This is a genomic window from Microbacterium hydrocarbonoxydans (assembly GCF_900105205.1).
In the GTDB taxonomy this organism is placed as follows: domain Bacteria; phylum Actinomycetota; class Actinomycetes; order Actinomycetales; family Microbacteriaceae; genus Microbacterium; species Microbacterium hydrocarbonoxydans.
Genome location: NZ_FNSQ01000005.1, coordinates 1,493,589 through 1,511,570 on the forward strand (window position 1 = coordinate 1,493,589; position 17,982 = coordinate 1,511,570).

Genomic DNA, 17,982 nt, shown 5'->3' on the forward strand with positions numbered 1-17,982 from the left:
ACTTTGAGCCCGGGCCGTCGAAGGAGGACCGGCGACCGTCGGTGTTGACAACCGAAGACGTTGCGCTGGTGAACGCATGGACTCGGGATGGCCAGCTTGGGCGATGGCGGACACGACGGACAATGCTGCTGCCGCGCTAGAGGGCGATTGCCTCCGCTTGGAGTCCGCCGCTCAACGTTGACTGACAAGGGCGGAAGCTAACGTTGCAGGAAATTCGGGCACCTATCGCAGGAAAACCAAGAACGGCTCGCCACCCCGATCCGCACCACGGGTAGTTCTGCCAACAGCCCGACCATTGAGGCTCGGAATCACGCGGAAGTCGCGAGGTTCCGAGCCTCTGTCGTGTCCGGAGTCAACGCACTCAGTGCACGAATGCCTTCAACGCCACGAAGACGACCCCGAAGGAGGCTGTAGCCACGGCACCGAGAACACACGCCCGCAGTCCGCTGCCGCGACGCATGAACGCGACGAATCCGAGAAACGCGAGGATCGCGGTACCGGACCACAGAGCCACGTCGTTCGCGGCCTCATCGGGGATCAGACGGGTCGTGCCCGCGAGAAGGATCAGAGCAGGCACACCCGCCGAGCTGAGCATGCCCAGCGAGTGGCGCACCGAACGGATCAGTGCCGAGCGGATTCCGAGATGCTCCCCGCCTTCCTCGCCCAGACGAGCGACCGTCCCCGCGTAGATGTGCGCTGCCCAGAAGACCAGCACCGTCACGCCGACCGTGAGCAGTACCAGTGCGGAGGTCTCACCGTGTGCTGAGGACACCGCGATCAGGCCGCTGACGAGGATGGTTCCGTAGACCGCCGCCTCCGTCCCGAAACCGGGTCGGAGGACTCGATGCGTACGGAGAATCGGATGGTCGTCGGACGGAATGGACCTCATGACGCCGAGCCTTCGATCGAGGGAAACGTCCACGAGCCGCCGAGGACCTCGGGGCGGGGACGGTAGAGCCGCACCAGGTAGTTCCACCCGTCGCTGAGCGGGAGGGCGTTCGGGGCGGAGGCGTCGCCGCCGAAGCGGACGGTGACGCTTCCGTCCGCGTTGCGGACGCCGGTGACGCTGTTGACGCTGTACCGACCTGCGTCGTTCGGCTCGAAGTACCCCTCGGCGTTATACAACGAGACCGACCAGAATCCGTCGACGGGAACATCGCCGACCGTGAGCTCGTACCGACCGACCGGGAGTCCGGGTTCGACGTTCACGTAGAAGGCCTCCTCCTCCGGGAGACCGCCCCACCCGGAGGCGGTGCCCAGCAGATGACGGATCGGGTCGACTCTGTTCGCCGGGCCGAACGCTCGCTCGTAGTTCGGCAGCCCCTTGGCGAGAGTGAGGACGGCGTCGCGGGTCTGTGTGAACGAGTCGGCGTCGTAGTCGAGAGCGGGGAGCTCGCGGGCGCCGGCCGACGCCAGGGAGAGCTGATCCTGCAGCGCGTTGACGGTCGCCACGTCATCGGGGTCGTCGGAGTCGACGAGGATGCGCGCCGCGGCGAGGACGAAGCCCGAACCCAGCTCATCAGCGCTGAGGCGGTGTTCACCAGGCTCGTGGAGCACGCGGTTGATGTAGTGGTCCTCGCTGACGAGCATGACGGACACATACCGCCCCGCTGTGTCGGGGATCGTGATCGTCGCACCCTCGGCGACGTCGATGATCGCGGCGCTGTAGAGCGTGTCCCGATTCATCCGGATGACGGTCTGCTGGTCGATGGGAGTCGGAATCCGATAGTGGTTCCACCGGTTCGCCCCTCCGGCGGCGGCGCTGATCGCGGCGAACATGCGCAACGTCTCGATGCGTGCGAAGTTCGCGTACGTGACGACGGGGGAGGTCTCAGTCATGGTCGTGCCTCTCAGGATGTGGCGTACGAGGCAATCGTCTCGCACAGCACGGATCGAGCGCATCATCCGAGGCACTCGCAGTTCTCCCTCGATCGAGAAAAAGGTGCCACGTGCGCCGCTTTGCGGCATTCTGGTGCCACACCGCACACGGAGGACGACATGGTCACACTGCAGATCGGCGCTCACCTCGACGCTCCCGGAAGGACGGCGGGGCTCTACGCCCGTCGGTTCAATCGACACACGTTCTGGTGCGGGCAGAGCGGCAGCGGCAAGACCTACGCGTTGGGTGTCGTCCTGGAGCAGCTGCTCCTTCACACGGAACTGCCCCTGCTGATCCTCGATCCGAACGCAGACTTCGTCCGGGTGCAGGAGACCCGTGAGACCGCCGGGCCGCAGGCCGCGGAAAGGATCGCCGAGCTCGACACCAGGGTCTTCCGGTCGGGACCTGGGCGGGACAGCCCCCTTCACGTCCGATACCTGGACCTGTCGCCTGCGACGAAGGCCGCCGTACTGCAGATGGATCCGATTCGCGATGCCGAGGAGTACAACGTCCTCCTGCACAGCGACGCGGACGCACGGGACTTCGAGGCTGCGGAACTCGTGAGAGGGTTTCGCGCGAGTGGCGACCCGGCGCGAGTGCGGCTGGCGAACCGCATGGAGAACCTGCAGGTGCTCGAATGGGACCTGTGGTCGCGAGGGACCAGCTCCGTCGTCGATGCCATCGACGAGCGTCCTCGCGCGACCGTTCTCGACCTCGGCGGTTTCGACCACCCCGCCGAGCCGAAGGTCGCAGCCCTCGCTGTCCTCGAGCATCTCTGGTCCCGGCGGGAGGAACGCCGCCCCATCCTCATCGTCATCGACGAAGCCCACAACCTCTGCTCGCCCGAACCGACGACCGAGGTGGAACGCGCCCTCACCGAGCAACTCGTCCAGATCGCCGCGGAGGGCCGGAAGTTCGGCCTGTGGCTGTTCCTGTCGACACAGCGGCCCACCAAGATCCATCCGAACGTGCTGTCACAGTGCGACAACCTTGGCCTGATGCGGGTGAACGCACCCCGAGACCTCGCCGAGCTGGCGGAGGTGTTCGGCTTCGCGCCGGACGAGGCGATCCGGCGAGCCAAGTCGTTCCAGCAGGGGCAGGCGCTGTTCGCCGGCGCTTTCGTCTCGGAGCCGACGTTCGTGCAGATGGGGGAGCGCCTCACTGAGGAGGCCGGAGGAGATGTGAAGGTGCCCCTGCGCCCTGCATGATGTTCGGCGGGAGCCTCGGGCGTGACACTCGCTCACCGTCCGGACCCTGCCCCCTGATGAGTCTCGCCCCATGCTCGCGGCTGCGCCGCACCGCGCACGGCACCCCCGTCAACCCCCTGCCCCGAATCACTCCACCGCCCTAGCGTCGAACCGACCGACCGACAGGCAGAGGAGATGCAGATGAGCGATCCGCAGAACACGCAGGGAACCCCGGGCGCCGACGAAGAGGCCGACACGGCCTCGGGTGGCGCTCCCGACGAGTCGTCGTCGAAGAGCACGGACGAGATCATCGAGGACGAGACGACCGACGAAGACGGCAAGCCCCTCGAGAACCCTTCGGGCGGCTGACTCCGCCGCGCAATCCTGAAACAGACGGCCCCTGATCGACGCACGCGTCGGTCAGGGGCCGTTCTGCGAGATCAAGGCTCGCTATGGTCGAGGAGTGGACTTCGAAACGCAGGTCGGCCTGCTCATGATCTTGAATATCACCCTCGCTGTGCTCGGCGTGATCGTCGGATTGCTCCTGACGTATCTCGTCATCCGCCAGGGTGTCTTCCACGGACTTCGCGCGCACACGCGCTGGATCGACAGCGGCAAGGACTACAAGAAGATTCGCTGACTCACGCCTGCCGCACGGTGAGCATGCGCCAGCCGTCCGGCACCAGCGCCTCGAGAGAGGTCATGTCGTCCGCCTCGATCTCGCGCACCCCGTCGACTCGCTTGAAGGTGCCCGTCGCCTCCATCTTGGCCTCGCCCTTGAGCATGCGCACGGGGGCCGACACGAGATCGAAGCCCGGCTGCTTATGCTGATCGAGCTCCACGAGCACCTCCGCGAGGGTGGTGCCGATGACCTCGGCGGTACTGGACTCGACAGGGCGGATCAGGGCGTAGAGCATGATCCCAGCCTAGGTCGCGGCTGGCGCGCGGCAGCCTCCCCGCTCCGCATCGCCCTCAACCGGCGGCCGCGTGGGCGCCGGTTGCGGCAGCAGCACTGGCAGACGCGGGGGCACTGGAAGCGGGGGTGATCGGCGGCAGGTGCGGGATGCGGATCGGCGCGGTCGAGCGGCTGGGCGGATTGTGGAACCGCTGCAGATCGCTCAGGACGTCTTCTGCAGACATGTACGAGCTCGCCAGCGGCAGGTTCCGCAGCCACAGCACGTCGACCTCGACGGCGTCGACCTGGTAGATGCAGGCCACCGTCTGACGCGCATCGTGCGCCTCGTACCGGCGGTCGAGGATCAGCCACTCGGTCTCCGTGACCTTGCGGAGCTCGAATCGGGGATCGGGCATCGCGGACATCTCAACACTCCAATCAGTCCGGACCAACATCGACTGACAGAGGAGGCACCGCGTCCTGACGGGATGATGTCCGTCCGGTCGACGGGCGTCCTCTGCCCGCCAGAGTTCATCTGGCGGGCGTCCTCTGCCCGCCAGAGTTCATCTGAATTATAGGAAATCCGGTATATCGGTTCAAGTGTCCCGGGCCGTTTCAGGCACGACTCTCGCGGGGCGCGCACCGAATGAAGGGGAAGATCGGTCCGGAGCGCAAGGGTCTGTGGTCGAATCCCTTCGCCGATCTAGTCTCCCTGTCGTGACGAGACAGCAGGAGCGCCCGGGCGCCGAACGGTGGGTGCCGGAGGACGCAGGCGTGGGCGACCTCCGCGCGGCGTCGGAATCATGCCGCGGTTGCGAGCTCTGGCAGGACGCGACGCAGGTCGTGTTCTCGGCCGGGCATCCCGGCGCACGGCTGATGCTGGTCGGAGAGCAGCCGGGCGAGCACGAGGACCGCGTCGGAGAGCCGTTCGTGGGCCCGGCGGGACAGGTGCTGGAGGATGCCCTGGATGCAGCGGGCATCGGCCGTCGCGACGTCTACCTCACCAACGCCGTGAAGCACTTCCGCTTCGAGCCGCGGGGTAAGCGACGGATCCACATGAAGCCGACCACTGCTCACGTCGTGGCGTGCCACCCCTGGCTGCAGGCCGAGGTCGAGGCGGTGCGGCCCCGGCTGATCGTGGCGATGGGTGCGACCGCCGCCAGGTCGGTGCTCGGACGTCCGGTCACGATCGGCGAGGAACGCGGCGTCCTGCTGGCACCGCAGGGGCTCGCCGTCGATCAGGCGCTGGTCACCGCGCATCCGTCGAGTCTGCTGCGGATGCGGGACGCCGATGAGCGCCGAGCGGCACGCCGGGCCTTCGTGGCCGACCTCCGCGCGGCCGCGGAACTCGCCGGCGTGAGTTGATCAGCCGCCGAAGCGCTGAGCGACCGCCGCGATCAGGGCCTCGGCATCGTGCGGGGCGTGGCCGCGTGCATCGTTGTCGAAGTACACGTACACGTCTCGCGGGCGGGCGTCGGTCGCCCCCGTCCCGTCGGCCCAGGAGGCGATGAGGTCTGCCCATTCGTCGAGCTCTGCGGCGGTGTACGCGCTGTGATAGAGCATCCGGGCACCGTGGAGTCGGATGTAGGCGAGGTCGCCGGTGAGGGCATCGAAGCGCGGCCAGCGGCCGGCGGTGTCTGCGGCGACGAGCGCGACGTCGTGCTGGCGCAGCATCCTCAGAGCGTCGGGATCGTCGAAGGTCGCCGATCGTGGCTCGAGCGCGTACTGCAACGGCGCATCCTGCTCGATCTCCGTCCAGGCGCGGCCTTCCAGGCGCTCGTCGTGGCGCTTCGCGAGCTGCTGCGCCTCGCCGGTGGTGCGGGGGAGGGAGCGGAGGAAGCTCTCCAGGACGACGGGGTCGAACTTCTGCCGCTCCGGCAGCTGCCACAGGATCGGTCCGAGCTGAGACCCGAGGGCGAGCAGGCCCGAGGCGAAGAAGTTGGCCAGAGCCTGCTCGACATCCCGCAGGCGCAGCATGTGGCTGACGTATCGGGAGCCCTTGACCGCGAAGCAGAAATCCTCCGGCACCTCCGCACGCCACCGCCGATAGCTCTCCGGCCGCTGCAGCGAGTAGAACGAGCCGTTGATCTCGAGGGTGGGGAAGTGGGTTCCGATGTGCTCGAGCTCCCGGCGCTGGGGGAGCCCTTGAGGGTAGAAGTCGCCCCGCCAACTGGCGTACCTCCACCCCGAGACGCCGATCCTGACGCGTCTCGACTGCGGTGTCGCGGCCATCGCTCATCCTCGTCCGGGGCTTCGCGGTCAAGCCCCTTCTCGGTGGTCGTCGATGTGGTGATCCTGGAGGTCCACATCGACGAAAGGCACTTCATGTCAATGGGCAACGAGTCGAACGATGATCTCCTCCCCGAGGCTGACGTGCAGGAACAGCAGCGTGCCGAGCAGGAGGACGTCCTCGATCCCGAGGTTCTGATCCGCGAGGGAGCGCCCGTCGACGAGAGCGAGGCCGACCTCGCGGACGTCGCCGATCAGCAGCGCGAGGTTCCCCTCGACGATGAGCGGCGAGACGACTGATCGTCCGCGGCTCGGATGCGAGGTCCGCATCGCGCAGCTCCATGGCCGGCTCCCTTCGTCGGGATCCGACGCTAGGGTCGCGAGAGCGCACACGGACCGGGGTTGACGAGTGTCGCTCGGCTTGGTAGCCGACAGGAGCCGAGCGCAGTGGCCGACAGGAACCAGCCGGGTTGGTTGCCCTCCCGAGTATCCAAACCCCACTTTGGATCGCTCGAGAGGGCTCACCGTCCGTCCCGGACGGTAGGGGAGGCGGCGAAGACTTTCGCTGCTCTCACTCGACTGATATCCCCAGATGTTCAGCCGGTAGCCCCCGCTACTTTCAGCAGAATATCGCTTAACCGTCTTGTCCGCCATTTGGGGGACAAAGAAATCTACGAATGTTTCTTCCGAGATGGGGGCTTGTCGTGAGAACGTCCACTCATAGAGTGGGTTCATGGACAGAAAGCTCGTGCTGAACGCCCAGCTCGCCCTCCCTCGCGGACACCGCATCGAGGTGACCGAGCGTGTCGACGAGCACACCGGTGACACCGCCGTCCTCTCCCTGATCGACCTCGACACAGGGGTGCGGTACCGGCGTGCGGAGGACGCCCGTGGCGACGTCATCCGCTGGTCCGGTCGGGTCGTCGACTGCACGATCACTCTCAGCCCGAGTCTGCGCACTGTCATCACGGTCGATGCGGATGGTGACGGAGGAGCGGGGAAGGGGGCAAGAACGGCATTGCGCGGTGCGGATGCAGCGGCAGAGGCGGCGAAGGCGGAGGCCGACCGGTGGGGTGGCGGAGACCGCGAGCCCGAGCCGGAGCCCGAACGCTTCTGGTGAGATTCACCGGAAGTCCCTCGATCGATGCGTGACACCGGTGCGGAGGTCTTCGAAGCCGTCAGCGAGGATGTTCACGACGCCCTCTGCCGAGCGTTCCAGGATCCCTCGGATGATGAGTGCCGGTGAATCCCTGGCGACCCGGTGATACCTGCTCCACACCCCGGTCGAGCAGATGACGTTGATCAGTCCGCTCTCGTCCTCGAGGTTGAGGAAGGTCACCCCTGCTGCTGTCGCCGGTCGCTGACGGTGCGTCACCAGTCCAGCCACCTCGACGCGCCGACCCGTCTCATGGGTCCGCAGGTCTGCGGAGGAGAGCACTCCTCGCGCTCGGAGGGGGTCACGGAAGTGGGCCATCGGATGGTCGTCGGTCGAGACGCCCGTCGCCCAGAGGTCGGCGGAGAGTCGCTCGTAGCTGGACTGGTCGGTGAACAGGGGCGGCTGCACGGCCACCGTCGTGCCAGGGAGGAATCGCGAGCGGTCTTCGGCGGCCGCCCCTGACAGCCAGATGGCCTCCCGACGCTGCAGGCCCAGACACTCGAAGGCGCCAGCGGTCGCCAGTGCCTCGAGCTGCGCGGCCGTGGCATCCGTCCGTCTCACGAGGTCGTTCAGGTCGCGGAACGGGCCGTCCGCCTCGCGGGCCGCGACGATCCGCTCGGCCAGGGGCAGGCCGATGCCACGGACTCCGCTGAGTCCCATGCGCACGGCGTAGCCGCCATCCCGGCGATGCGCGGACGACTCGTCCGGTGCCGCCCTGTCGAAGCGGGGAACCCTGGGCTGTTCGCGATCGCTGCAGGAGTCCCTCCCCGTCGGCCTTCGCAGTGGCGCGCCTGACAGGGGCTCCAAGGTCTCGGTCGCCCCGGAGGCGTGCAGATCGGGGCGCCGTACCTCCACCCCGTGCCGGCGCGCGTCGGCGGTCAGAGTGGATGCGGAGTAGAAGCCCATCGGCTGAGAACGCAGCAGTCCGGCGAGGAAGGCAGCGGGGTAGTGCAGCTTGAGCCACGAGCTCGCGTAGACGAGCAGGGCGAACGACAGGGAGTGCGACTCGGCGAAACCGAAGTTGGAGAACGCCTGGATCTGCGCGTAGATGCGATCGGACTGCTCATCGGACAGCCCGCGCCTGCTCATGCCCGCGTAGAGCTTGTCGCGGACCTTCTCGATCTTCTCGAGGCCGCGCTTGGACCCCATGGCGCGTCGCAGCAGGTCGGCCTCATCGGCGGTGCAGTCGCCGATCGCCGTCGCCATCTGGATCAGCTGCTCCTGGAAGATGGGAATGCCGAGGGTGCGCTCGAGGATCGGCTTGAGATCGTCGTGAGGGTAGGGGATCTCGAGCAGAACAGGGGCCTCGCCCCGTGCGACCCTGGCGCGGTTCTCCTCGTCGAGGGTGTCCTTGGCCATCTTGCGGCGGACGAAGGGGTGCACGGCCCCACCCTGGATGGGGCCGGGACGGATGAGCGCGATCTGGATGGCGAGGTCGTAGAACGCGCGCGGCTGCAGCCGGGGGAGCAGGCCGATCTGGGCTCGGGACTCGACCTGGAAGACGCCGATGGAGTCAGCGCGGCAGAGCATGTCGTAGACCGCCGGCTCCTCCTTCGGGAGCGTCTCGAGCGTCCACTTCTCGCCCGTGGCGTCGAGGATGAGGTCGAAGCAGTGCTGGAGGGCGGCCAGCATGCCCAGTCCCAGCAGGTCGAACTTCACCAGGCCCATCCATGCCGCGTCGTCCTTGTCCCACTGGATGACCGTCCGGTTCTCCATGCGGGCGTGCTCGACAGGCACGACCTCGCCCACGGGTCTGGCCGTGAGCACCATCCCGCCGGAATGGATGCCGAGGTGACGGGGCGCCTTCAACAGCTCACCCGCGTAGTCGAGGACGTTCTCGGGGATGTCGTGCTCGTCGGCGACCTCGAGGCCGGCGCTCCAGCCGTCGACCTGCCTCGACCAGGCATCCTGCTGTCCAGGGGAGAACCCCAGAGCCCTGGCCATGTCGCGCACCGCGTTCTTCGGCCGGTACTGGATGACGTTCGCCACCTGTGCGGCGCGCTCTCGCCCGTACTGCTGATAGACCCACTGGATGATCTCCTCGCGGCGATCCGAGTCGAAGTCCACGTCGATGTCCGGCTCCTCCTGGCGGGTGGTCGCGAGGAAGCGCTCGAAGGGGAGCCGGTAGAGGATCGGGTCGACGGCGGTGATCCCCAGCAGATAGCAGACGGCGCTCGCCGCAGCAGAACCGCGGCCCTGGCAGAGGATGCCCCGCCGCTTCGCCTCGGCGACGATGCCGTGCACGATGAGGAAGTAGCCGGGGAAGTCCTTCTCGGCGATGACGTCGAGCTCGCGGCCGATCCTGCGGCGACCGTCGTCATCGAGGTCCGGGTACTTGGTCGGAACGGCCTCCCACACCAGGTGGCGCAGCCAGCTCATCGGCGTGTGTCCGTCGGGCACCTCCTGCTTCGGGAGGGCGGGGCGAGCGCGGCGGAGGGGGAAGGCGGAGGCCGCTGCGAGCTCGAGGCCATAGGAGATCGCACCGGGATGACGCCGGAACCGTGCCGCCATCTCGGCACCGCTGCGCAGGTGCGCGCCCCCGTGCGCCGGGAGCCAGCCGTCGAGCTCGTCCATGCTCCGCACGGCCCGTACCGCGGCGACCGCCTCGGCGAGGGCAGCCCGCTCGGGTACTGCGTAGTGCACGTTGTTCGTCGCCACCACGGGCAGCCGCATCCGCCTGGCGAGGTCGGCGAGGGCGTCATTGCGACGCGAGTCCTGCGGATCGCCGTGGTCGAAGAGCTCGACGGCCACGTGGTCCTGGCCGAAGAGATCGACCAGGCGGCGCAGGGGGGTCTGAGCATCGCCCGCCTCGAGACCGCGACGGACGCCGCCCTTGCGGCATCCGGTGAGGATGGTCCAGTGCCCCTCGGCCGTCGCCGCCAGCTCGTCGAGGTCGTAGACCGGGCGTCCTTTCTCGCCTCCCCGCAGATGGGCTGTCGTCATGGCACCGGAGAGCCGGTGGTATCCCTCGAGCCCGTCGGCGATCACGAGCAGGTGGTCGCCGATCGGGTCGGGGGATCCCCGCTGCGGTGCATCGAGGCCGAGCGAGAGCTCGGCGCCGTAGACCGTCTGCACGCCCACCTCCATCAGCTCGGCCACCTCGGCGAAGCGGGCGGCGCCGTAGAAGCCGTCGTGGTCGGTGAGCGCGAGAGCGGTGAGGCCGAGGCGCTCGGCCTCGGCCAGGAGGTCTTCCGGAGACGACGCGCCGTCGAGGAACGAGTACGACGAATGGGCGTGCAGCTCGGCGTAGGGGACGGCATCCTCCGGCCGATGCAGCGACGTCGGAGGGGTCCTCTTGCGTCGAGTGCTGACAGGGCCGGGATCGGGGCGGATGAGCGAGGGCGTTCCTCCGGTGGGATACGGGGACTCCTCGCCGCTGAGCGTGCGCTCCAGCTCGTTCCACGACAGGGGAGGGTTGTGCCAGCCCATCAGCGGTACCTCCCCTCGGCCCACCAGCGCTCGCCGGTGCAGAAGACGAGCCAGGCGCGATCGTGGTCGTCGATGATCTGCAGCCGGTGTCCCTTCTTGCCGCCGGCGGCATCCCACCGGCGTTCGTGGATGGGCCAGGGACCGGCCCAGGCGCGGACCTCGTCGCCGTCGATGCGCGTCGGAGCCGCGGAGAGGGCGCCGCGGTCGTCGACGTGGATCGTCTGCCCATCCGGTGCGAGGACCCCGATCGGTCGAGGAGGACGGAAGACCTCGGCGGGCAGCGGATCGGGCAGGCTCCCCGGCCACGGACGCTCGGGGTCGTGCGTGACCACGGCGCGTTCTCCCCACGGGGTGAGCACCTGGCGGTCGGCGAGCCAGCGCCCGCCCGAGAGCGCGGCGGTGACCACCCCCTCGTGCCCGAGCATGGTCTGCACGCGGGAGATGGCGTGATGCAGCCGCTCATCCGTGCCGGACCCGAAGAGCCCAGGCTGATGGTGGGCGGCGTCGTCGACCGCCACGGGGACGATCCGCACCAGGGCGATGCCGCCGAAGGCACGGGCCTCATCGACCGGCTTCTTGGCGTTCTCCGCGCCGAGCGCCTCGAGCTGCCAGCGCACCCGGTCGACGAGGTCGGCGGCATCGAAGCAGGTGGGATGCAGCCAGGGGCGGGAGAACACCATGCCGTCATCGTCGACCAGGTCGATACGCACCTCTGTGCACACCACCGAGGCCTCTCCGAGAGCCAGCATCACCGCATCCGCCGTCTGCCGCACCGCGAACGCGACCTGATCGGCTCCCGCCAGCGGCGGTTCGAACTCGACCGAGCGCACCAGTTCGGGGTCGGGAGGGCGTGGCACCACGGCGCGTGAATCCGACCCGCCCGCCAGGGCGTGCAGGCGTGCACCGCGCTCGCCGAAGCGATCGCGGACATCGGTCTCATCGAGGGCGGCGAACTCGCCCAGCGTCCGAACCCCGAGCCGGACGAGCAGGTCGGCGAGCTGGTCGTCTTTCAGCACCTGCACGGGGAGCGGGGCGAGGAAGTCCTCGGCCCTCCCCGGAGGGACGACGGTGCAGGGGGTGCGACCTCTCGCGGCGAGCTCGGCGGTGAAGGGGCCGTCGGCGATGCCCACGCGGACCTCGGGGAAGCCCGCCTCGCCGAGGACGTCGATCAGAGCGGCCCCGGCCTCGGCTTCGCCGCCGTGGTAGCGGGAGATGCCGCGGGCGCGCACGGCGGCGAGACCGGGACGCAGGAGGGCAGCACCAGGGGCGTGCTTCTCGATGAGCTGCAGCACGGGCAGGAAGGCCCGCTCGTCGCGAGCGGTGTCGTGCGGGAGCACGCGCAGCGACGAGATGTGGCCCTGTGCGACTCGGCGCCGTTGACCGGCGCGCACCCCGTGCTCTCTCGCCGATGCCGTGCAGGCGATGACGGTGTTCGCGTGCACGAGAGCGGTCGGCGGATGCGGCGGCGCCCCGCCGAGCGCCGCCCGCAGCGGCCAGTCGGGGAACCACAGGGCGACGACGCGGAGGGGAGCGCTCATCCGGCCACCGCCAGCGGGTACTCGCGCGCGCCGGTGCCGTCGCCGCGCAGGCCGGGCAGCGCGGTCAGCTCTGTCACGGTCTCTGCGGGGATGCTCTCGGACGGCAGCTGCTCGACAGCGCCCTGGGCGCCGGGGAGACGCACCCGCACGCTCGATGGCTGCGGACTGTGTCTCGTCCTCGCGGTCACGGTGGCCGTCGATCCCTCGATCAGCCCCCACCCCTCGCCGACGCCGAGCCAGTGCTGGTCGTGCAGGCGGATCGATCCCTCGCTCTGCGGCCACGCGCCGGAGGCGGTGGTCTCGGCGACGAGGAGGGTGCTCCCTCTGTCCCGCAGGCGAGCGCTCAACCGGGACACGTCGGCATCACGCGCCCTACTCCCCGGTTGCACGGCGATCAGGGGCACGACCTCGGCGAGGGCGGAGGTGGCCGCGAGCCAGCGGTCTCCCGGCTCGGGGACGAGAATCAGGCGAGGCAGCTCGATGCCGAACGCCGCTGCCGCCTCGACGCCCAGGGTCGGCATGCCGACGACGGCGCACCAGTGCCCCCGCTGAGAGGCGGCCGCGAGCAGGGCGAGGATGAGGCTCGGCGAGGGGGAGACGGTATAGGCGGTGCCCGTCTGCAGCCCCTGCTCGGGAAGGAGGGAGGAGAATGCCGGATCGAGGGGAAGCAGCTGATGCTCGCTGCGTCGCCGCTGCATACGGCTGATCTCCCGGCGCAGCCGAAGAACCTCTCCGGCGCGGGAGTCGCCAGCCGGAGAGAGCGCGGTCACCGCATCGAGCCCGATCCCCATGCATCCATCCTCGAAGATATGTACTAATAAATCAACTGGAGAAGATGACGCTAGTTCGAACCTCCGACATCGGCGGCAGGGGTTATCCACACGCCCCGCATCCTCGCCCTCCGGCTTCTCCTACCCTTCGGTGATGGACATCCGCTCCCTGCTCGTGGTGGCCGTGCATCTGGTGCTCGTCGGGATCGGCTGCCGACTCCTCGTCATCGACATCCGCACCCACCGATTGCCGGATCGGATCGTGCTGCCCACGCTCGCCGCCCTCCTCGTCCTGGTCGCTGTCGACGCCCTGGTGACCGGCGACAGAGCACCTCTCCTCCGGGCCGGCTGCGGTCTGCTGATCCTCGGCGGCTTCTACGGCGCACTCCGCCTGATCAGCCGGGAGGGCATGGGGGGAGGAGATGTGAAGCTCGGTGCCCTCCTCGGCCTGGTGCTGGGGTGGCACGGCTGGCAGGCGCTCGCCGTCGGTGCGGCGTCGGCCTTCGTCCTGGCCGCCCTGTACGCCGTGACGCTGATGCTGCTCGACAGGGCCGACGGCTCCACGCGCATCGCCTTCGGACCGTGGATGATCGTCGGGGCCGTGCTCGGCATCCTCCTGCGATGAGCTCGGATCGGTCGCGGCGGGGATAGGGTGAGGACATGGCACTCGCACGACTTCACGGCGGCCCGCTCGACGGGCAGATCATTCCTCTGGGCGACGCGGACGACAAGCTGATCGTCCCCTACAGCGAGACCCAGGTGGTGTACAACCGACGCGGTGACGCGCAGAACACCGGCGACGCCGACGGCCCCACCGAGGTGGACTACTGGTACGACGAATCCCTCGAGGACATCAGTCCGTCGGATGACTGAGCACCACCCCGCGCCGCAGGCAGGATCCGAGCCCTCCCGCACTGTCGAGGTCGAGCGCAAGTACGACGTCGACGACGCCACCCCGCTGCCCGACTGGACAGGGCTCCCCGGCGTCGACGAGATCTCCGAGGGCGAGGTGCGCGAGCTCGACGCCCGCTACCTCGACACCGCGGATGCCGATCTCTCCCGTGCCGGTGTGGCCCTTCGGCGCCGCACGGGCGGACCGGATGCCGGCTGGCACATCAAGGGTCCGCGTGAGGGTGACGGCCGGGTCGAGATCGGCTGGCCGCTGGGCGATGACGACAGTGTCCCCGCCGAGGTGACCGAGACCCTGTCGCGGTGGACGACGGGAGAGCTGACGCCGCTCGCCCGCATCGAGAACGCCCGCACCGCGTACCTGCTCACCGGCCAGGACGGCGTGATCGCCGAGTTCGTCGACGACCGGGTCCGTGCGACCGATCTGCGGCACGGCGTCAGCCGGGAATGGCGGGAGTGGGAGTTCGAGCTGGGTCCTGCGGCGCCTGCCGACGCGGCAGGGCGTGAGAGGCTGTTCGCCGCTGTCGAGGCCGCGGTTCACACGGCCGGCGGTCGTACGGCATCATCCGGCTCCAAGCTGGCCCGTGCTCTCGGTTTCTGACCCGCGGCGCAAGCCCCTTTCCTCCTCTCGCGCGCTCGTGCTTGAGTGACAGACATGACCCGCTCTGCCGTTCTCCGCTCGCTGCGCACCATCGTCCCGGACACCGTCCTCGAGCAGGAGGAGATCCACGACATCTTCGCCGCGCAGCCGGAGATCGGACGACTCGCACGACGCATCATCGGAGCCTCATTCAACGGGTCCGGGATCGACACACGCCACACCGTGATCGGCGAGCTCGCCTCCGCCGCATCGGAGAACGAGTCGATCTTCTACGACCGGGACTCCGGCGTCCTGGCCTCGCCGGGGACCAAGACCCGCAACGACATCTACGTGCGGGAGGCGTCGCGGCTCTTCGTCGAGGTCGCCCGCAGCGCCCTGGATGCCGACCCCGACGTCGTCGCGTCCGACGTGACGCATGTCATCACGGCATCCTGCACAGGATTCCACGCCCCAGGACCCGAGTACGAGATCGTCCGCGGGCTCGGCCTGTCCGACAGCGTCCAGCGGTATCACCTCGGCTTCATGGGCTGCTACGCCTCGATGCCGGCCCTGCGTGCCGCGGCCCAGTTCTGCGCAGCGGATCCCGATGCGGTCGTCCTCGTCGTCAGCGTCGAGCTGTGCACGCTGCATCTGCGCTCGTCCGAGGATCCCGACCTCATCGTCGCGAACTCCCTGTTCGCCGACGGCGCGGCCGCCGGGATCGTCACTGCACGCGACCTGCCCACTCCCGTGCCCGCCGTGCGCCTGGACGGCTTCCACACGGCGATCGCCGCCGAGGGGGAGAAGGACATGTCCTGGACCATCGGCGACCACGGCTTCGAGATGATCCTCTCCACAGCGGTGCCGCAGATCATCGGCGAGACCATCATCGGGGCGATCCGACCGCTGTACGCCCGCGAGGGAGAGCTCGCAGCCGCCTTCGACCAGGGGAGGGTGGGCGAGCGCGTGGAGCATTGGGCCATCCATCCCGGAGGCCGCAGCATCCTCGATCGGGTGCAGGAGCGACTGCACCTCAGTGACGCGCAGCTGCATCCGGCACGCGAGACGCTGCGGCAGTACGGCAACATGTCCAGCGCCACGATCCTGTTCGTGATCAAGCGCATCCTGGACGACGGCGCGGCAGACGGGTCGCGGATCGCGGCGATGGCGTTCGGGCCGGGACTCACCGCCGAGAGCGCCCTCATGACCGTCTCGTCCGGCGTCGCATGACCCACGATCTCTCGGTGCGCGCTGTCGATGCCCGCGAGCTGATGGACGATCCGGATGCCGACATCGGCATGCTCGAGCGGACGTATGAGCGCTTCCGGCTCGTGAACGCCCTGGTGTCGCATCCGGGGCGGCTCTATCGGCGCGACGTCCGTCCGCGGGCGCGCCGCGGCCCGATCCGCATCCTCGACATTGGCGCGGGCGGAGGCGACGTGAGCCGGATGATCGCAGCCCGGCTGCGCCGAGACGGGTTGTCGGCGGAGATCACGGCGCTGGATGCCGACGAGCGGGCGATCCGCTGGGCGTCCGACCGCGACGGGGGCGCGGGGGTGACCTACCGCTGCGCGTTCGCGGCCGACCTGGTGGCGGAGGGACAGGAGTACGACGTGGTGTTCTCCAACCACGTCCTGCACCACCTCACAGCACCGGAGCTGCACGGACTGCTCCGGGACTCCGCCGCGCTCGTGCGCGAGGGCGGTGCGGTCGTGCATCGCGACATCGCGCGCGGCAGGGTGGCCTATGCGCTCTACGGCGCGGTGACCTGGCTGCTCGGCGGCACCCTGTTCCGCGGATCGTTCATCCGCGAGGACGGGCTGATCAGCATCCGACGGTCGTACACGACGGAGGAGCTGGCGGACGCCGTCCCGACCGGGTGGAGTGTGCGATTCGGACTGCCGTCGCGGCTCGAGCTGCGCTGGGACGCTCGCACCGCACGGCCCTGACACACGAAGGCCCGGTCACGCGCGAGCGTGCCGGGCCTTCATATGTGCGCGGTCGATCAGAAGTTGATCATGTGGCCGGCGAGGCCGTGGAAGCCCTCCTGCAGCGCCTCCGACAGCGTCGGGTGGGTGTGCACGTTGCGGGCCAGTTCGAGTGCGGTGAGGTCCCACTTCTGCGCGAGCGTCAGCTCGGGCAGGAGTTCGGAGACATCGGGGCCGATCATGTGGGCGCCGATGAGTTCGAGGTGCTCGGCGTCGGCGATGAGCTTGACGAAGCCGACCGGCTCGCCGAGTCCGTGAGCCTTGCCGTTGGCCATGAACGGGAACGTCGCGACCTTGATCTCGCGGCCCTCGTCCTTCGCCTGCTGCTCGGTGAGGCCGAAGGAGGCGACCTGCGGCGAGCAGAACGTCGCGCGGGGCATCATCCGGTAGTCGCCGAGGGTCTGGGTCTCGGCGCCGCCGATCGTCTCGGCCGCCACGACGCCCTGAGCCTCGGCGACGTGGGCGAGCTGCAGCTTGGCGGTGACATCGCCGATGGCGTAGATGCCGTCGACGTTGGTGCGCATGTGGTCGTCGATCGCGATCGCGCCGCGCTCGGTCAGCTGCACACCGGTGGCCTCCAGGCCGAAGCCCTCGACGTTCGGCGCGAAGCCGACAGACATGAGGACCTTATCGGCCTCGATCGACGCCTGCTGTCCGTCCTTGCCGGTGTACGACACCGTGACGGAGGAGCCGTTGTCGACGACGGACTCGACCTTGGTGGAGGTGAGGATGTCGACGCCGTAGTTCTTGTACTGCTTGGTGATCTCCTTCGACACGTCGGCGTCCTCGTTGGGGAGCGCGCGGTCGAGGAACTCGATGATCGTGACCTTGACGCCGTAGTTCGTCATCACGTAGGCGAACTCCATGCCGATGGCGCCGGCGCCGACGATGACGATCGACTTCGGGAGCTCGCGCGAGAGGATCTGCTCCTCGTACGTCACGACGTTGTCGCTGAGCTGGACGCCGGGGAGCAGGCGCACCTTGGAGCCGGTGGCGATGATGGCGTTGTCGAAGGTGACCTCCTCGGTCGACCCGTCCGACTTCGCGACCGAGATGGCCTTAGGGCCGGTGAAGGTGCCGCGGCCGTCGTACTCGGTCACCTTGTTCTTCTTCATCAGGAAGTGGATGCCCTTGACGCGCCCGTCGGCGACGACGCGGCTTCGGTCGAACGCCTTGCCGTAGTCGATCGTGAACTCACCCGAGATGCCGAAGAAGTCGGCCTTGTGGTTGAGCGTGTGCGCGAGCTCCGCGTTCTTCAGAAGAGCCTTGGAGGGGATGCAGCCGACGTTGAGGCACACACCACCCCAGTACTTCTCTTCGATGATGGCGGTGGACAGACCGAGCTGCGCGCTGCGAACCGCAGCGACGTATCCGCCGGGACCTGCACCGAGGATGACGACATCGTAGTGTGGCATGCCTTAA

At 68.6% G+C, this 17,982-nt stretch carries 20 protein-coding genes; 10 read left to right on the forward strand and 10 right to left on the reverse strand.

Annotated features, from left to right (window positions below; genetic code table 11):
- Window positions 1-361: 361 nt before the first annotated feature.
- Window positions 362-889, reverse strand: a complete 528-nt coding sequence (locus BLW44_RS07540) for a hypothetical protein (RefSeq protein ID WP_060927595.1) — start codon at window positions 887-889, stop codon at window positions 362-364.
- Entirely contained in the window at window positions 886-1,839 is a 954-nt protein-coding gene (locus BLW44_RS07545; protein ID WP_060927601.1) for a DUF1214 domain-containing protein, read from the reverse strand. Before BLW44_RS07545 ends, BLW44_RS07540 begins: the two co-directional genes overlap by 4 nt.
- A gap of 159 nt (window positions 1,840-1,998) precedes the next feature.
- Here BLW44_RS07545 and BLW44_RS07550 point away from each other — a divergent pair, with 159 nt between their 5' ends.
- The 3 genes from BLW44_RS07550 (at window position 1,999) to BLW44_RS17995 (ending at window position 3,706) form a co-directional block, all read left to right on the forward strand.
- On the forward strand, window positions 1,999-3,087 hold the full coding sequence (locus tag BLW44_RS07550; protein ID WP_060927596.1) for an ATP-binding protein: 1,089 nt from the start codon (window positions 1,999-2,001) through the stop codon (window positions 3,085-3,087).
- 180 nt (window positions 3,088-3,267) lie between these two features.
- Complete coding sequence (locus BLW44_RS17990; RefSeq protein ID WP_167347479.1) at window positions 3,268-3,435, forward strand: hypothetical protein; 168 nt, start codon at window positions 3,268-3,270, stop codon at window positions 3,433-3,435.
- A 94-nt stretch (window positions 3,436-3,529) separates the two neighbouring features.
- On the forward strand, window positions 3,530-3,706 hold the full coding sequence (locus BLW44_RS17995; RefSeq protein WP_157519598.1) for a hypothetical protein: 177 nt from the start codon (window positions 3,530-3,532) through the stop codon (window positions 3,704-3,706).
- Between the two features lies 1 nt (window position 3,707).
- Here the strand turns inward: BLW44_RS17995 and BLW44_RS07555 are convergent, their stop codons facing one another.
- Window positions 3,708-3,983, reverse strand: coding sequence for a hypothetical protein (locus BLW44_RS07555; protein WP_060927597.1), 276 nt, complete (start codon window positions 3,981-3,983; stop codon window positions 3,708-3,710).
- A 55-nt stretch (window positions 3,984-4,038) separates the two neighbouring features.
- Window positions 4,039-4,377 carry a hypothetical protein gene (locus BLW44_RS07560; RefSeq protein ID WP_174521367.1) on the reverse strand — a complete coding sequence of 113 codons (339 nt, stop codon included), beginning with the start codon at window positions 4,375-4,377 and terminating at the stop codon, window positions 4,039-4,041.
- Between the two features lie 301 nt (window positions 4,378-4,678).
- Here BLW44_RS07560 and BLW44_RS07565 point away from each other — a divergent pair, with 301 nt between their 5' ends.
- Window positions 4,679-5,326 (forward strand): UdgX family uracil-DNA binding protein, encoded by a 648-nt coding sequence (locus BLW44_RS07565; RefSeq protein ID WP_060927471.1) that lies wholly within the window; start codon window positions 4,679-4,681, stop codon window positions 5,324-5,326.
- Here BLW44_RS07565 and BLW44_RS07570 read toward each other — a convergent pair whose 3' ends face one another.
- Together BLW44_RS07570 and BLW44_RS18000 are read right to left on the reverse strand one after the other, a co-directional pair.
- Window positions 5,327-6,193 carry a DUF72 domain-containing protein gene (locus BLW44_RS07570; protein WP_060927470.1) on the reverse strand — a complete coding sequence of 289 codons (867 nt, stop codon included), beginning with the start codon at window positions 6,191-6,193 and terminating at the stop codon, window positions 5,327-5,329. It lies immediately after the preceding gene.
- Between the two features lie 96 nt (window positions 6,194-6,289).
- A complete protein-coding gene (locus BLW44_RS18000) occupies window positions 6,290-6,520 on the reverse strand; it encodes a hypothetical protein (protein WP_060927469.1) in 231 nt (76 codons plus the stop codon).
- 403 nt (window positions 6,521-6,923) lie between these two features.
- Here BLW44_RS18000 and BLW44_RS07580 point away from each other — a divergent pair, with 403 nt between their 5' ends.
- Window positions 6,924-7,310 carry a hypothetical protein gene (locus tag BLW44_RS07580; RefSeq protein ID WP_060927468.1) on the forward strand — a complete coding sequence of 129 codons (387 nt, stop codon included), beginning with the start codon at window positions 6,924-6,926 and terminating at the stop codon, window positions 7,308-7,310.
- Between the two features lie 3 nt (window positions 7,311-7,313).
- Here BLW44_RS07580 and BLW44_RS07585 read toward each other — a convergent pair whose 3' ends face one another.
- From BLW44_RS07585 to BLW44_RS07595, 3 genes are read right to left on the reverse strand one after another with little or no spacing between them, the layout of a single operon-like run.
- Complete coding sequence (locus tag BLW44_RS07585; protein WP_060927467.1) at window positions 7,314-10,775, reverse strand: error-prone DNA polymerase; 3,462 nt, start codon at window positions 10,773-10,775, stop codon at window positions 7,314-7,316.
- Window positions 10,775-12,313, reverse strand: coding sequence for a DNA polymerase Y family protein (locus BLW44_RS07590; RefSeq protein WP_060927466.1), 1,539 nt, complete (start codon window positions 12,311-12,313; stop codon window positions 10,775-10,777). Before BLW44_RS07590 ends, BLW44_RS07585 begins: the two co-directional genes overlap by 1 nt.
- Window positions 12,310-13,104 (reverse strand): hypothetical protein, encoded by a 795-nt coding sequence (locus BLW44_RS07595; protein WP_060927465.1) that lies wholly within the window; start codon window positions 13,102-13,104, stop codon window positions 12,310-12,312. The genes BLW44_RS07590 and BLW44_RS07595 overlap by 4 nt, the downstream gene beginning before the upstream one ends.
- Window positions 13,105-13,237: 133 nt before the next feature.
- Between BLW44_RS07595 and BLW44_RS07600 the strand changes: the two genes are divergently transcribed.
- From BLW44_RS07600 to BLW44_RS07620, 5 genes are read left to right on the forward strand one after another with little or no spacing between them, the layout of a single operon-like run.
- On the forward strand, window positions 13,238-13,708 hold the full coding sequence (locus tag BLW44_RS07600; RefSeq protein WP_060927464.1) for a prepilin peptidase: 471 nt from the start codon (window positions 13,238-13,240) through the stop codon (window positions 13,706-13,708).
- 35 nt (window positions 13,709-13,743) lie between these two features.
- Window positions 13,744-13,956 carry a hypothetical protein gene (locus tag BLW44_RS07605; RefSeq protein WP_060927463.1) on the forward strand — a complete coding sequence of 71 codons (213 nt, stop codon included), beginning with the start codon at window positions 13,744-13,746 and terminating at the stop codon, window positions 13,954-13,956.
- Window positions 13,949-14,593: a CYTH domain-containing protein gene (locus BLW44_RS07610; RefSeq protein ID WP_060927462.1), complete on the forward strand. Its 645-nt coding sequence runs from the start codon at window positions 13,949-13,951 to the stop codon at window positions 14,591-14,593. The genes BLW44_RS07605 and BLW44_RS07610 overlap by 8 nt, the downstream gene beginning before the upstream one ends.
- 54 nt (window positions 14,594-14,647) lie before the next feature.
- Window positions 14,648-15,802, forward strand: coding sequence for a type III polyketide synthase (locus BLW44_RS07615; protein WP_060927461.1), 1,155 nt, complete (start codon window positions 14,648-14,650; stop codon window positions 15,800-15,802).
- Window positions 15,803-15,816: 14 nt separating this feature from the next.
- Complete coding sequence (locus tag BLW44_RS07620; RefSeq protein ID WP_245647436.1) at window positions 15,817-16,521, forward strand: methyltransferase domain-containing protein; 705 nt, start codon at window positions 15,817-15,819, stop codon at window positions 16,519-16,521.
- Window positions 16,522-16,577: 56 nt separating this feature from the next.
- On the opposite strand, the gene lpdA is transcribed toward BLW44_RS07620, so the two are convergent.
- On the reverse strand, window positions 16,578-17,975 hold the full coding sequence (gene lpdA / locus BLW44_RS07625) for a dihydrolipoyl dehydrogenase (RefSeq protein ID WP_060927459.1): 1,398 nt from the start codon (window positions 17,973-17,975) through the stop codon (window positions 16,578-16,580).
- Window positions 17,976-17,982: the final 7 nt, after the last annotated feature.

Excerpts from the sequence above, each read along its gene's own strand:
- BLW44_RS07590 (WP_060927466.1), bottom strand. The coding sequence starts at position 12,313 with ATGAGCGCTCCCCTCCGCGTCGTCGCCCTGTGGTTCCCCGACTGGCCG.
- BLW44_RS07570 (WP_060927470.1), bottom strand. The coding sequence starts at position 6,193 with ATGGCCGCGACACCGCAGTCGAGACGCGTCAGGATCGGCGTCTCGGGG.
- BLW44_RS07605 (WP_060927463.1), top strand. The coding sequence starts at position 13,744 with ATGGCACTCGCACGACTTCACGGCGGCCCGCTCGACGGGCAGATCATT.
- lpdA (WP_060927459.1), bottom strand. The coding sequence starts at position 17,975 with ATGCCACACTACGATGTCGTCATCCTCGGTGCAGGTCCCGGCGGATAC.
- BLW44_RS17990 (WP_167347479.1), top strand. The coding sequence starts at position 3,268 with ATGAGCGATCCGCAGAACACGCAGGGAACCCCGGGCGCCGACGAAGAG.
- BLW44_RS07580 (WP_060927468.1), top strand. The coding sequence starts at position 6,924 with ATGGACAGAAAGCTCGTGCTGAACGCCCAGCTCGCCCTCCCTCGCGGA.
- BLW44_RS07615 (WP_060927461.1), top strand. The coding sequence starts at position 14,648 with ATGACCCGCTCTGCCGTTCTCCGCTCGCTGCGCACCATCGTCCCGGAC.
- BLW44_RS07600 (WP_060927464.1), top strand. The coding sequence starts at position 13,238 with ATGGACATCCGCTCCCTGCTCGTGGTGGCCGTGCATCTGGTGCTCGTC.
- BLW44_RS07540 (WP_060927595.1), bottom strand. The coding sequence starts at position 889 with ATGAGGTCCATTCCGTCCGACGACCATCCGATTCTCCGTACGCATCGA.
- BLW44_RS07585 (WP_060927467.1), bottom strand. The coding sequence starts at position 10,775 with ATGGGCTGGCACAACCCTCCCCTGTCGTGGAACGAGCTGGAGCGCACG.
- BLW44_RS07545 (WP_060927601.1), bottom strand. The coding sequence starts at position 1,839 with ATGACTGAGACCTCCCCCGTCGTCACGTACGCGAACTTCGCACGCATC.
- BLW44_RS07610 (WP_060927462.1), top strand. The coding sequence starts at position 13,949 with ATGACTGAGCACCACCCCGCGCCGCAGGCAGGATCCGAGCCCTCCCGC.
- BLW44_RS07595 (WP_060927465.1), bottom strand. The coding sequence starts at position 13,104 with ATGGGGATCGGGCTCGATGCGGTGACCGCGCTCTCTCCGGCTGGCGAC.
- BLW44_RS07560 (WP_174521367.1), bottom strand. The coding sequence starts at position 4,377 with ATGCCCGATCCCCGATTCGAGCTCCGCAAGGTCACGGAGACCGAGTGG.
- BLW44_RS07550 (WP_060927596.1), top strand. The coding sequence starts at position 1,999 with ATGGTCACACTGCAGATCGGCGCTCACCTCGACGCTCCCGGAAGGACG.
- BLW44_RS07555 (WP_060927597.1), bottom strand. The coding sequence starts at position 3,983 with ATGCTCTACGCCCTGATCCGCCCTGTCGAGTCCAGTACCGCCGAGGTC.
- BLW44_RS18000 (WP_060927469.1), bottom strand. The coding sequence starts at position 6,520 with ATGCGGACCTCGCATCCGAGCCGCGGACGATCAGTCGTCTCGCCGCTC.